The 12104-nt window shown below is 44.6% G+C and carries 15 protein-coding genes; 12 read left to right on the top strand and 3 right to left on the bottom strand.

Translation table 11 applies throughout. From position 1 onward, the window contains the following. Positions 1–805: 805 nt before the first annotated feature. The 8 genes from HQ43_RS04405 to HQ43_RS04370 all read left to right on the top strand — a co-directional run bounded on the left by HQ43_RS04405 (position 806) and on the right by HQ43_RS04370 (position 6817). A complete protein-coding gene (locus HQ43_RS04405) occupies positions 806–1729 on the top strand; it encodes a transcription antitermination protein NusB (RefSeq protein WP_036790267.1) in 924 nt (307 codons plus the stop codon). A gap of 72 nt (positions 1730–1801) precedes the next feature. Continuing rightward, positions 1802–2107, top strand: coding sequence for a preprotein translocase subunit YajC (gene yajC / locus HQ43_RS04400; protein WP_235305944.1), 306 nt, complete (start codon positions 1802–1804; stop codon positions 2105–2107). A 28-nt stretch (positions 2108–2135) separates the two neighbouring features. Further along, positions 2136–3125 carry a YbbR-like domain-containing protein gene (locus tag HQ43_RS04395; protein WP_036790262.1) on the top strand — a complete coding sequence of 330 codons (990 nt, stop codon included), beginning with the start codon at positions 2136–2138 and terminating at the stop codon, positions 3123–3125. Beyond that, a complete protein-coding gene (gene coaE, locus HQ43_RS04390) occupies positions 3122–3721 on the top strand; it encodes a dephospho-CoA kinase (RefSeq protein ID WP_052103073.1) in 600 nt (199 codons plus the stop codon). Before HQ43_RS04395 ends, coaE begins: the two co-directional genes overlap by 4 nt. 20 nt (positions 3722–3741) lie before the next feature. Then, positions 3742–4158 (top strand): DUF5606 family protein, encoded by a 417-nt coding sequence (locus tag HQ43_RS04385; protein WP_036790259.1) that lies wholly within the window; start codon positions 3742–3744, stop codon positions 4156–4158. A 160-nt stretch (positions 4159–4318) separates the two neighbouring features. After that, positions 4319–4786: an SPOR domain-containing protein gene (locus HQ43_RS04380; RefSeq protein WP_036790256.1), complete on the top strand. Its 468-nt coding sequence runs from the start codon at positions 4319–4321 to the stop codon at positions 4784–4786. A gap of 174 nt (positions 4787–4960) precedes the next feature. After that, complete coding sequence (gene murB, locus HQ43_RS04375) at positions 4961–6004, top strand: UDP-N-acetylmuramate dehydrogenase (RefSeq protein WP_036790253.1); 1044 nt, start codon at positions 4961–4963, stop codon at positions 6002–6004. A gap of 3 nt (positions 6005–6007) precedes the next feature. Beyond that, complete coding sequence (locus HQ43_RS04370; RefSeq protein ID WP_036790251.1) at positions 6008–6817, top strand: MBL fold metallo-hydrolase; 810 nt, start codon at positions 6008–6010, stop codon at positions 6815–6817. Here HQ43_RS04370 and HQ43_RS04365 read toward each other — a convergent pair. Together HQ43_RS04365 and HQ43_RS04360 are read right to left on the bottom strand one after the other, a co-directional pair. Then, positions 6784–6966 carry a hypothetical protein gene (locus HQ43_RS04365; RefSeq protein ID WP_036790249.1) on the bottom strand — a complete coding sequence of 61 codons (183 nt, stop codon included), beginning with the start codon at positions 6964–6966 and terminating at the stop codon, positions 6784–6786. The two genes, HQ43_RS04370 and HQ43_RS04365, sit on opposite strands and share 34 nt — an antisense overlap. Positions 6967–7212: 246 nt before the next feature. After that, positions 7213–7680 (bottom strand): PaaI family thioesterase, encoded by a 468-nt coding sequence (locus HQ43_RS04360; RefSeq protein WP_036790246.1) that lies wholly within the window; start codon positions 7678–7680, stop codon positions 7213–7215. 67 nt (positions 7681–7747) lie between these two features. On the opposite strand from HQ43_RS04360, the gene HQ43_RS04355 reads away from it, so the two are divergent. The 4 genes from HQ43_RS04355 (at position 7748) to HQ43_RS04340 (ending at position 11816) form a co-directional block, all read left to right on the top strand. Continuing rightward, entirely contained in the window at positions 7748–8533 is a 786-nt protein-coding gene (locus HQ43_RS04355; protein ID WP_036790244.1) for a glycosyltransferase family 2 protein, read from the top strand. 44 nt (positions 8534–8577) lie between these two features. Continuing rightward, positions 8578–10362, top strand: coding sequence for an alpha-1,3-galactosidase-related protein (locus tag HQ43_RS04350; protein WP_152567481.1), 1785 nt, complete (start codon positions 8578–8580; stop codon positions 10360–10362). Between the two features lie 82 nt (positions 10363–10444). After that, positions 10445–11032 (top strand): FKBP-type peptidyl-prolyl cis-trans isomerase, encoded by a 588-nt coding sequence (locus HQ43_RS04345; protein ID WP_036790241.1) that lies wholly within the window; start codon positions 10445–10447, stop codon positions 11030–11032. A gap of 46 nt (positions 11033–11078) precedes the next feature. Next, positions 11079–11816, top strand: coding sequence for an FKBP-type peptidyl-prolyl cis-trans isomerase (locus HQ43_RS04340; RefSeq protein WP_036790239.1), 738 nt, complete (start codon positions 11079–11081; stop codon positions 11814–11816). Positions 11817–11924: 108 nt separating this feature from the next. Here the strand turns inward: HQ43_RS04340 and HQ43_RS10030 are convergent. Then, on the bottom strand, positions 11925–12104 hold a 180-nt coding region (locus tag HQ43_RS10030), incomplete at its 5' end, for a hypothetical protein (protein WP_235305943.1).

Genomic DNA, 12104 nt, shown 5'->3' with positions numbered 1-12104 from the left:
TGAGGAAGAGAGGTAGAGGAGCCGGTGAGAGTGCTCAAAAAATGGTGTGGATATTTTCTCTTTTCGGAGGAGCCCATACAGCTCTTTTTGAGAAGCCGATTTTTGTATATTTCATCCCGAAAAATGCTCGCTTTTTTTCTGCTCTCTATTTTGATCGGAGGGGTCGTTTTCAGAGCACGACCGAATTGTTAAATTCGCGCTGTTTTATTAACACAAATTCCGATAGCTGTTAAGCGAAAACACTAAACGAGCATATTCTTTCGGCTTAACGTGTTTAATTTTTCAGTGAACACGTTTACTGATTTCACTTAACACGTTTACCGGATTCGATTAACGTGTTTAGAAATTTTGTTTATGGTATTGATAAACAGTGTTTTGTGCTTTTTAGCCTCTTTTTTGTCGTTTTTTGTCCCGAAAGTGCATTAGGATTTATTTACGATTAGCGGTGTTAAAATTCACAGCTATTAACGCGAAAAAGCCCCATCAAATGGCTTGGAGAAAAATTTTTTTCAAAGATAGGCTGTTTTATATACGATTGACAGACAGTGTTTTATCTCTTATTGGAGATTTCTTTCTTTAGACTGGAGGTTTTTTGGGGAGCTGTCCGCTCCGATTTTTGACCATTCGTTTTTATATAAAAATTCCGCTTTGAAGCCGCTTTTTTTCTTTGACCGGGCATCGGGTAAAAACGGCTTTTTCTCCTTTTCGTCCCTCTATTTTCTCTTTTGAAATGGCTTGATCTTCTCCCTTTGGTATAGTGTGAGAAAAGTCGTATTTTTGTAGCCAACTTATTCATAGAATAGATATGATCAATCGTACACTGATACGTATAAAAGCCCTCCAAATACTGTACAGTTTTTACCTTTCCGGAGGCACAAAGGCTTCTGTGGCATCCAACAATCTGACCATGGCGTTGGACAAATCTTATCACTTATACAAGCTGATGGTACTGGTGCCATACTATGTGAAAGTAAAGGCTGAGAGGAGAAAGGAGATCGAACTGGAGAAGAGATCTTCGGATATGGAGCTGGTGAAAAAGCTGGATATTATCATCGCTTCCCCATACGTGGCAATCTTGGAAGCCGATCCCGACTTCATTGCAGAGTGTGAGACGCTGATTCCGGCAAGGGAAGAGTTTACGGACTACTTCTCTAACATTCTCTCTTTCCTGCTTCGAGAAGAAGAGGAGGATAGCATGCCGCTTCCGGCAGAAGACTTCGACTCTCATAAAGAGTTCTGGAAGCGCATCTACAAACGCTTCATCTTGGATAACGATGAGTGGTTCGCTATCTTGCAAGACTCTTCTATCTTCTGGAACGATGATATTGAGATCGTGATGAGCTTTGTATTAAAGGTGGTGAATGGTATGAAAGAGGACACCGCTTTATCACGGCTTCTTCGTCCGCAATATAACGGCAACGAGGAGCGTGAGTTCGGTACACAGCTTGTCTCTCAGGCTATCCTGAACGAGGAAGAGTATAGAGCACTCATTAGCAAATACTTCCGCAACTGGGACAAGGAGCGTGTCGCCGAGATAGAATACCTTATCTTGCAACTCGCCATAACGGAAGCGATACACTTCCCAACCATAGCAACCAGCGTGACGATGAACGAGTACCTTAACCTCGTTAAGTATTATAGCAATCCGAACAATACGAACTACATCAACGGTATTCTGCATCAAGCCATAATGGATCTGAAAGCAGAGGGACGCATTCTCGGAGCATGATGAACCGTTTGGGACGTTCGGAATAAAAGAAAAACAATTTTAACTTTCAAATAACTTCAAACAACTATGAACATGGTATTTTTACAAGCAGCACCTGCCGGCGGCTCATATATGCAGTTTATCTTTATAGGTGTGATGGTGCTCGTCTTCTGGCTCTTCATCATCCGTCCCAACAGCAAGCGTCAGAAAGAGGTACAGCGTCAGAGAGAGAGCCTTAAGACCGGAGACAAAGTGATCATTTCGGACGGCATCATGGGTACACTTAAGGAGATAAACAAAGAAAACGGATACGTTGTTGTGGAGATAGCCGAAGGCGTAAAGGTGCGTGTAACATTCTCCAGCATATTTCCTCTTGTGGTAGAAGAGAAGAAAAAATAAGCAATAAAGAGATCATCGGGAAAGAGTAATGTCTCGCAGGCAAAAGTTATCGAAGAAGATCAAATCCCTTCTTGGGCGTATAGGTATGCGTAAACTGATGGCATACCTCTTCTTTTTTGTGCTTAGTTTTGCTTTTTGGTTTATACGGGCAGTGCAGGATACCTATACGGATAATGTTACTTTCAAGCTCGTTGCTCCGGAAATACCTGCCGACATCTCTCTCTCGGAGCCTATTCCCGAAACCGTAACCGTAACCATCACGGACACGGGAAGTGCCTTCTTGAGATATATATGGCTTCAGAGAGCACGGGAGATCGTTTTGCCGATAGAGTTTTCCGAGAAAAGATACGGAGCTGTGGATATACCTGCGGGGCAGTTGGAGAAGTTGATCTATTCGCAAGCACTGTCATCGTCCCGAATAGACCGCATTGTGCCTGCAAGCATCGGGTTCAGCTATACCGCAAAGGCGAAGAAGCAGCTTCCCATAAAGCTCTCCACGAAGATAGAACCGGAGATAGGAAGTATTTTGGACTCTGTCTCCATGAGTCAGACCTCGGCTATTGTCTATGGCGGAAAGCATCTTTTGGATCTCTTGACGGAGGTGGAGACCGATACTATCGTATTCAGCAATGTCAAAGACTCCACTATCTTTACGGTGCGACTCCTTTCTCGCAACGGGATTACCATTACTCCCAATGAGATAACGCTTTGTGCTCATACCCAGAAACTGGTTCAGAAAGAGTTTGAAGTGCCTATCTCCATGAATGATGAGGAGCTTCCTTTCTATGTGCGTACGTTTCCCTCTTTCATCCGTGTTACCTGTTTTATTCCGGAGAATATGTTTAAAGAGCTCTCTCCAAAGGATATCGTGGTAACGATAGACAAGGCAGAGCTGGGAGGCAGCAGGTCGGGAAAGGCGGATATAATCATACAGCAGAAGCCGTTTTACGTGCAGATGATCCAGACAGACCCTACCACTGTGGAGTATCTTTTGGAAGAAAAAGAGGCACAAGAATGAAAAAAGAGACGCGTGTCCTCGGTATCTGTGGCGGCATAGGCAGTGGAAAAAGCATTCTAAGCAGGCTTGTTGCTCTTTATGGTATTCCTGTTTTCGATACCGATAGCGTTGCAAAAGCTGTTTATTTCGATTCCGGCGTTGCGGCTCAGCTGGAAAAACTACTCGGCAGATCCGTTTTGAACGAGCAGGGAGAGATAGACAGACCTTTTCTAAGCTCAATCATTTTCGGGACACCTTCTGTTAAAAAGATAGAAATGGAGCGGATCATCCACTCGGCAGTAGAGGAGAAGTTTCTCTCTTGGAAGGCACAATCTCCATGCGAATGGGTCGGGATGGAGTCCGGCATACTTTACTCCAGCAGAATGAACCGGTTTTGTGATGCCGTTATTCTGGTTGATGCTCCGGAAGCAGTAAGAACAGAGAGAGTGATGCTCCGCAATAAGATGCCGAAAGAAGAAGTAGAAAGACGTATCAGAACGCAAAGCGATGAAATAGAAACGGCAAAGGTTCTTGCCTCGTACACAATAAAAAACTATTCCCCACACTCTGTTATAGAACAGTGGGAAGAGATATTCAACTTAATTATCACCCAATAAAACATTAAAAAGAAAGAATAATGTCACTGAAACAAATTCTCTCCATAAGCGGTAAACCGGGATTGTTCAAAATCTTGACCGGAAACAGAACTCCAATAGTCATTCAAGATCTCACCACTAAAGTGAAGCGTCAGCTTTTCCCAAAAGATAAAGTTGTTTCCCTGTACGATATTTCCATCTACACCGAAGAGGGCGATCTGCCTCTAAGAACACTGCTCACCACTATTTTTGAAAAGCAGAGCGGTAAAGAGTTGGACGCTGAAAACATCGCTGCAACACCCGAATCTCTCAAAAGTTTCATGGAAGAAGTGTTGCCCAGCTACGATAAGGAGAGAGTCTATCCCACAGATATCAGAAAGGTTGTACTTTGGTACAACACACTTGTAAAGGATGGATTCACCACGTTTGAAGAGCAGGAAGAGGAAAAAGAGGCTTAATGGATAGTCGGTTTTAGAGATTATATCTTTTTTACTCATTTGTTAGCATTGCGAGGGCAATCGGTATGGCGAAAAGAGTAGATAGATTGCGGACTACTATTTGAATAATCTGACTTATTTTCTTACATTTGTGAGTGTAAAAACCAAATTGAATAAGAACATGAAAAGAATCATCATTGCCATTACAGGACTACTTCTTGTTGGAGGTCTTACTTCTTGTAAACCTAAACAAAGTGCATATCGTGAAGCTTGGGAAAAAGCTAAACAGCGTGAAATGGCACAGGCCGGAAATCAGGGAGCTATGGATGATATCAAGCCGATAGCTCGTACAACCGAGCACACTGCTGTGGTTCGTGAAAGAATTGTTCCTGCACAAGGAGAAGATGCAACAGGGCTTCGCGCTTTCAGTGTAGTGATTGGCAGCTTCCAAAATGTGACTAATGCAAAGTCATTGAAAGAGAGAATGACAGCTGAAGGATACAATGTTTTTCTTGCGCAAAACGAGATGGGCATGTATCGTGTTATTGTTGCGAGCTATGACACAAAGGAAGAAGCCGTGGCAACAAGAGAGTCTATCAAGAGACGTTACTCTCAGTTCAATGACGCTTGGATCCTGCACAAACAGTAAATTTGAGATAATATCGTTCCGGATTACGCACCGTTAGGGCAGAATTCCTAACGGACAGTTTTTTACCGGAAAGGTGAACCTCAATACATTTTAAGGTCATACCCTCATCGCATAGTCCCTTTTCTCTTAGAGTCCGGGGGTATATGCCGTGGGGGTTTGGTCTTTTTTATAAATATGAAGATACATACAGACTATAACGTAGAGCCTCTCAACACCTTTGGTGTGGGAGCACAGGTTTCGTACTATGTGGAGATAGAGTCGGAAGAAGATATTTCCACTCTGCTTCGTGACGAGTACTTCCGCTATGCCGACAAGCATATCATCGGGGGAGGATCCAATCTCCTGTTTACGGCAAATGTGAACGGGGTTTTGATCAAGTACATCTCCGATGAGATACGACTGCTTTCCGAAGACGAATCGAGCGTGCTTTTGCAGTTGGATGCAGGTGTGGAATGGGATCGCGCAGTAGCATACTGTTGTGAACGTAACTGGTGGGGAATAGAAAATCTTTCTCTTATACCCGGAGTGGCAGGTGCTGCTGCGGTACAGAATATCGGAGCTTACGGCGTCGAGATTGCCGATGTCCTTGTCTCTGTGGAAGGGTACGACCTTGTGGACGGAGAGCATCGGACTTATATGCAGAAAGAGTGCGACTATGCTTACAGAGACTCTCGCTTCAAGAGACCAGAGGAGATGGATCGTTTCCTTATCACCAAAGTTGTCCTTCGTTTGAGCAAGCAGCCGAATCCCATTCTCTCTTACAACGGATTGCAAGACCTGGCAACGGCAGATGGTTCTCTTACTCCGTTGCAGGTGCGAGAGCGTGTCATCTCCATCAGAGAAAGTAAACTGCCGGATCCTAAAGTGCTTGGAAATGCCGGAAGTTACTTTATGAATCCGGTTGTGGACGCCGATAAACTTCAGTCTTTACTGCAGGAGTATCCGGACTTGTCGTACCATCTTCAAGATGACGGACGGGGAAAGCTATCCGCCGCATGGCTTATAGACCGCTGTGGCTACAAAGGATACCGCTCCGGAAATGTGGGAACGTACGAAAAGCATGCTCTTATCATTGTCAATTATGGAGGAGCATCGGGGAGAGAAGTGGCAAGGTTGGCGGAAGAGATACAGGAGAGCGTGTGGAAAAAGTATGGTGTTCGCCTCATCCCCGAAGTGAAATACGTTGCTGCTCCCACATACAATCATCCGCAAGAGTAGGGCATGAAAGGAAAGATTACATTCTTGGGAACCGGTACATCTACCGGTATTCCGGAGATTGGCTGCAGCTGCTCCACCTGTGTTTCGACAGATGTCAGAGATAAACGCTTGAGGGCTTCCATTCTTCTCTCTTTCGGGGAAAAAGAGGGTGCCGATGCCGCTCATTATGTGATAGATTGCGGGCCCGACTTCAGGGAGCAAATGATACGAGAGAATGTCTCTTCCTTAGAAGGGATATTCCTTACGCACGAACATTACGATCACGTAGGCGGACTGGACGATATTCGTCCTCTGTTTCGAGGACAGACGGACTGCCCTCTATATACGGAGGAGTACCTTTCGACCATTCTCAAGGAGCGTATGCCGTATGCGTTCAGAGCCGTTGCCTATCCGGGCGTTCCGCATTACAGCTTTACGATAATAGAGCCCAATGTGCCTTTTCCTCTTCCTAAACCGAAAGGGATAGAGATACTACCGCTCCGTGTGATCCACGGCAAACTGCCGATACTGGGTTTCAAAATAGGCAATGCAGCCTATCTTACGGATGTGAAAGTAGTACCGGAAGAGACCTTGGAAGCTGTTCGAGGAGTGGAACATCTGATCATAGATGGTCTGCGCTTCTATACTCATCCCACGCATTTTTGCGTTCAAGAGGCGATAGAGTTGGGCAACAGTATCGGGGCAAAGCAGATCTATCTCACCCACTTGGCACACACCATCGGCAGACATACAGAGGCGGAAGCGGTTCTGAAAGCCCTTGACACTCGCACCCATCTGGCTTACGACGGAATGAGTTTCGAGGTCAGTTTCTGATCTGCACTCTGCTTTTCGATGTTATAAGAACTTTCGAGCTGAAATATAAGCTGTGTTACGGAGCGGATCCGTGGCACAGCTTTCTTTTTGTATGCAAGTCTGCCGAAGAGAGCCGCCGTCGGTTCATTTTTACGGATGCTCTTTCCCATCTTTGATTATACCTGTTCGGAAAAGGAGTTATAAGTGAATAAAACTTCCTTTTATCCTGAAAAGAATTGGTTTTCAAGCCTTGTTTTGAGGGAATCGAAGGCTGACTTCTACAAACCAAGCCTTGTCATCTGTAAATCAAAGCCTGGTTGCAAGATTTTAATCCGTTAAGACTTGAAATTTAATCCGTTCAGAGACAATTTCATACAGGTTCAGACGAGAAAAGAGAGCCTCCGGGCAAGATGCTCCTATGCAGGGAGCAGAACAGATACCATGCTTCCCTCCACGGTTATAGTGCCGTTGGCTATCAGCCGAAGCTCCATGGAGACTTTCCTTGCCGTTGTCTCCACGACACGTGCTCTCAGCTCCAGATCCACGCCCATAGGGGTAGGCTTTTTGTAGTTGAGGTTCAGATTGGCGGTTACATACCTCAGAGCCGGCAGAGTATCCATGGCTCTCATCTCTCTTTTATAGCCTGCCGCAGCGGCAGTTCCGTTGCCATGGCAGTCGAGTATCGCGGCAATAAGACCTCCGTAAACGAATCCCGGAAATCCTCCGGTATGATGACCTTCCGGTCGGTAATACGCTACACTTTCGTTTTCTGTACCGTCCACCCAATAGCTTTTTACGTGAAGACCCTGTTCGTTTGCCGTTCCGCAGCCGAAGCAGTGGCTGAACTCCGGAGCATAATATTCCTGAAAAGATTTTTTGTTCATTCTGTCAAGTGTCTATTTTGGAGTAAATATACGACTTTATGAGAGAAATTTTTCGGAACTTTGAGCCATGGAACAGTTAGAAAGAGATGGTTTGGTACTTTCCGTCATTACGGTCTGCTACAATGCCGCACCCTTGCTCAAGCGCACCATTAAGAGTGTTAAGGATCAGAGCTATAGGCATATAGAGTACATCGTGATAGATGGTGCCTCCAAGGATGATACTGCAAAACTTGCCCGGGATCATGGAGATACGATTTCGGTTTTCGTATCCGAAAAAGACAATGGCATCTATGACGCAATGAACAAAGGGCTGAAAAGAGCTTCCGGCGACTATGTTCTCTTCATGAATGCAGGGGATACGTTTTATGATTCGGATACCGTCTCGCGTGTGATGGATAAAGCAGTGGAGTATCTCAGAGAGCCTGTGAACGCAGGCAGGCTGCCTGCTGTACTGTACGGACATACGGAGATCGTCGATTATGATGGATGCAGTATGGGTCCGAGAAAACTCTCTCCACCACGAAAGCTGACCTGGAAGAGCTTCAAGAACGGTATGCTTGTGTGTCATCAGTCATTCTATGCCGGGCGAGATCTTGTACCTTTTTATAATGATGAGAAGTACAGGCTCTCTGCCGATTTTGACTGGTGCATACGTATCCTTCGCCGTGCCGAAGAGGTGGGGGCAGAGTGTCTGAAAGTGGAGGGTTTCCTTACAAAGTATCTCCATGAGGGTGCCACAACCAAGCATCATAAAGCCTCTTTGAAGGAGCGATTCATGATCATGAGGGCTTATTATGGTACCATCCCCACGCTGTTTCGACATCTCTACTTCCTGTTTTTCAAGAAGAGATGAGAGTTTAAGTCTAAGAGTTTTTTATTTTTCAAATACAGATTGTCGTGTACAAAAGATTACTTCCTGTTTTTATGTCGCTCTCTTTCTTGCTTCTGCTCTCCTGCGGAGTGAGAAAGCCTTATAAGAGTTCTCAACCCGTTACTCTCACGCTGGAGGAGTTTGGCGGTCGTTCGGAAAAAGATTTTGACAACTCTCCCGCTCTTCGCCGTTTGCTTCAAACATCGCACCGGATGGCTCAGGAGGGTAAGAGTGTGAAGATCTCGTTGAAGAACGATTCTTATCACTTCTATCCGGACAGTCTGCCGGGTTATGAGCTGTTTATCTCCAATCATGACCACGTAAAGGATAGAAAGGTGGCGTTTATGTTTGAGGGAATAACAGGCGGAAAGGTTGTGGTGGAAGGTGGCGGACAGACCAAGCTGCTCTTTCACGGCAGACAGATACCGTTTGTGGTGAAAGGGTGTTCCGGGGTTGTCCTGCAAGGTTTTTCCATAGACGATCCTCGTCCGGCACTGATGCAGATAGAGGTGTTGGAGATGAGAGATGAAGATAAGTCGATGCTTGTAAGAGTTCCGGAGGAGACCCGGTTTGAGGTAAGAGAGAACAAGATAGTCTTGCAAGGAGAAGACTTTGAAGTTACACCCTTTGTAGCCATGCCGTTTGAGGAGGACAGAAGAATGGTTTGGGGCAGAGCAGATGTCGCTTTTAACCCGGCTCAGATAATACGTCAAAGCGAACGAAACCTGATCTTGAGAGGGTGGGGCGAGTATCCCTATGCTTCTCAGCATAACAGATATGTGCTGAGGTCGTATTACAGACCTGCTCCGGGTATCGTGGTGATGGATAGCAAGAATATCGAACTTAAGGATGTCGTTGTGCATTATGCCGAAGGAATGGGACTTATAGCACAAGACACCGAGAATATATCGCTGGATGGCTTTAAGGTGGAAGTGGCACAAGGCTCTGAACGTTACTTTACACTACAAGCCGATGCCACACATTTCTCGGGTTGCAGAGGGTATATCTCTTCCGTTAATGGGTTATACGAGCAGATGGCAGACGATGCCATCAATGTGCATGGAACCTATTTGAGGGTGGACTCCGTGCTGAATGCTTCCGAAGTGCAAGCCTCTTTTGCGCACGGGCAGAGCTTTGGGCTTCGCTGGTATGAGAGTGGAGACTCTATCCGTTTCATTGATCGTAAAACGCTTTTGCCGGTACATACATCTAAAATACAATCATTTTTCCTTCTCTCTGAAGGAGATCAGAAAAGAAGGATGATCGCTTTTGAGGATCCGCTTCCATTGGATAAAATAGAGGGCAAACAGCTTGCAGTGGAGAATCTTTCTGCCTATCCTACGGTGCTGTTCAGTAAGAATATTGTGAGGAACAATAGGGCGAGGGGAGCTTTATTCTCTACAATAAAAAAGGTGGTCTGCGAAGAAAATCTATTCGACCACACTCATGGTAGCGCCATACTTCTTTGCGGAGACTCCAATGGCTGGTACGAGAGTGGTCCGTGCGAGGAGGTGATCATCTCTAAAAACCGTTTTGTGAATCCGCTTACGGGGATGTATCAGTTTACCAATGGTATCATTTCTGTAGATCCGGTAATTCGGGAACTTGACTCGAAAGATCGGTACTATCACGGGAGAATAGTGGTGGAGGACAATATCTTTGAAACATTCGACTCTCCTCTCTATTATGCCAAGAGTGTCAGAGAGTTTGTTTTCAGAAGAAACAGAGTGATCCCGAATAACGCCTATCGTCCCTTGTTTGAGGATACAAGAAGCAGGCGGATCCATGTAGGGAATGTTATAGAGGAGTAATGCCTTCTCTGAAAGTTTGCAATGCGCTCTTTTATAGATCAATAATTATTTCTAACTTTGCCGTCAAAATATATTATTGTAAATGGATAAAATAAGCTATGCGTTAGGCCTGAGCATCGGGCATAATTTTACAGCAACAGGAATTAAAGAACTTAATACAGAAGAGTTTGTGAAAGGATTGGACGTGGCATTGAAAGGTGCTACTCCACAAATCTCAATAGAGGAAGCACAAAAACTTCTTAAAGAATATTTTGAGAAATTGCAGGAGGATAAGTTTACTCTCAATAAGGAAGCCGGAGAAGAGTTCTTGCGTATCAACAAAGAGAAAGCAGGAGTCGTAACGCTGCCTTCAGGTGCTCAATATCAGATTTTGACCAAAGGAGAGGGCGAGAAACCTAAGGCAACGGATAAGGTAAAGTGTCATTATCATGGTACACTCATCAATGGAACGGTCTTTGACTCTTCTTATCAGAGAGGCGAACCGGCTACATTCCCATTGAATGGTGTCATCAAGGGCTGGACGGAAGTGGTACAACTGATGCCCGTAGGCTCTAAGTGGAGAGTGTTTCTTCCTTATCAGCTCGCTTACGGAGAGCAAGGAGCCGGTCAAAGCATCGAGCCTTACAGCACCCTTATATTTGATATAGAGCTTCTAAGTATAGAGAAGTAAAAGCGTCTTGACGAGAATATAGGATATAATTATTAAATAAACGGAAATGAAAAAGATTCTTCTTACAGCAGCTCTTATAGGAGGTGCATTTGCCTTTACTGCTTGTAACGGCACAAAGAACTCTGTGCCTCTAAGCGCACAAAAGACAACAAAAGACTCTATGGCATACCTTATCGGTTTCTACCAAGGTCAGCAAATGAAGTTCCAAATAGATATGATGAAGGGCCAAGTAGGTTCTGTCATACCTGGAGACTCTCTTGATGTGGCACTCTTTACAGCAGGTCTTGAAACAGCTTTGAAGGGTGATACTATCGAAATGAATAGCATGGCTGTTCAAGAGTTCTTGGAAACTGCTTTTGAAAAACTTCGCAAGGTGGCTGCTGATGCAAATAAGGCAAAAGGCGAAGAGTTCATGGCTAAGAATGCAAAAGAAGAAGGCGTTATCACAACTGAATCCGGTCTTCAGTATAAGATCGAAACAGAAGGTGAAGGTGCTATGCCAACAGTTGAAGATATGGTCGTAGTTCACTATAAGGGAACACTTCTTAACGGCGAAGTGTTTGACTCTTCTTACGATCGTGGAGAGCCTGCTACTTTCCCATTGAACGGTGTTATCAAGGGATGGACAGAAGGTCTTCAACTTGTAAAGGTTGGATCTAAGTTTACTCTTTGGGTCCCGGCTGAACTTGCTTACGGAGAAAATGGCTCAGGTAACAAGATCGGTCCTAACGAAACACTAAGATTCGATTGCGAGCTTATTGAAATCAAAGCAAAAGAACAATAAGAACGTAGCTTTAGCATAAATTGAAAGGCTGTATCAGGATTGAATTCCCGATACAGCCTTTTTGCTTTCCCTTTCTGCTTTTAATGAAGAAAATAAAAGGGTGATACATTATTTATATATATAGGCGAGAGCTGTTGGAGAGTGGAAATAGCGGTTTTCGATAAAATGTTTGATTCTCTTCAGTCTTGATAACAAGCGGATTAAGTGCTGTTTTGGGAGTGCTGTTTGATATGTTTGTCTATCTTTTGTTAGTAAAGTTTGGTAGAATGAAAAACTCTTTCTAACTTT

The sequence above is a fragment of the Porphyromonas canoris genome (assembly GCF_000769115.1).
Classification (GTDB): domain Bacteria; phylum Bacteroidota; class Bacteroidia; order Bacteroidales; family Porphyromonadaceae; genus Porphyromonas_A; species Porphyromonas_A canoris.
The sequence above is the reverse complement of the archived record's forward strand: the minus strand, read 5'-3'. Positions and strand labels throughout refer to the sequence as shown.

Bases quoted from the DNA above. Each gene is read 5' to 3' on its own strand.
- HQ43_RS04405 (WP_036790267.1), top strand. From the start codon at position 806: ATGATCAATCGTACACTGATACGTATAAAAGCCCTCCAAATACTGTAC.
- yajC (WP_235305944.1), top strand. From the start codon at position 1,802: ATGGTATTTTTACAAGCAGCACCTGCCGGCGGCTCATATATGCAGTTT.
- HQ43_RS04395 (WP_036790262.1), top strand. From the start codon at position 2,136: ATGTCTCGCAGGCAAAAGTTATCGAAGAAGATCAAATCCCTTCTTGGG.
- coaE (WP_052103073.1), top strand. From the start codon at position 3,122: ATGAAAAAAGAGACGCGTGTCCTCGGTATCTGTGGCGGCATAGGCAGT.
- HQ43_RS04385 (WP_036790259.1), top strand. From the start codon at position 3,742: ATGTCACTGAAACAAATTCTCTCCATAAGCGGTAAACCGGGATTGTTC.
- HQ43_RS04380 (WP_036790256.1), top strand. From the start codon at position 4,319: ATGAAAAGAATCATCATTGCCATTACAGGACTACTTCTTGTTGGAGGT.
- murB (WP_036790253.1), top strand. From the start codon at position 4,961: ATGAAGATACATACAGACTATAACGTAGAGCCTCTCAACACCTTTGGT.
- HQ43_RS04370 (WP_036790251.1), top strand. From the start codon at position 6,008: ATGAAAGGAAAGATTACATTCTTGGGAACCGGTACATCTACCGGTATT.
- HQ43_RS04365 (WP_036790249.1), bottom strand. From the start codon at position 6,966: ATGGGAAAGAGCATCCGTAAAAATGAACCGACGGCGGCTCTCTTCGGC.
- HQ43_RS04360 (WP_036790246.1), bottom strand. From the start codon at position 7,680: ATGAACAAAAAATCTTTTCAGGAATATTATGCTCCGGAGTTCAGCCAC.
- HQ43_RS04355 (WP_036790244.1), top strand. From the start codon at position 7,748: ATGGAACAGTTAGAAAGAGATGGTTTGGTACTTTCCGTCATTACGGTC.
- HQ43_RS04345 (WP_036790241.1), top strand. From the start codon at position 10,445: ATGGATAAAATAAGCTATGCGTTAGGCCTGAGCATCGGGCATAATTTT.
- HQ43_RS04340 (WP_036790239.1), top strand. From the start codon at position 11,079: ATGAAAAAGATTCTTCTTACAGCAGCTCTTATAGGAGGTGCATTTGCC.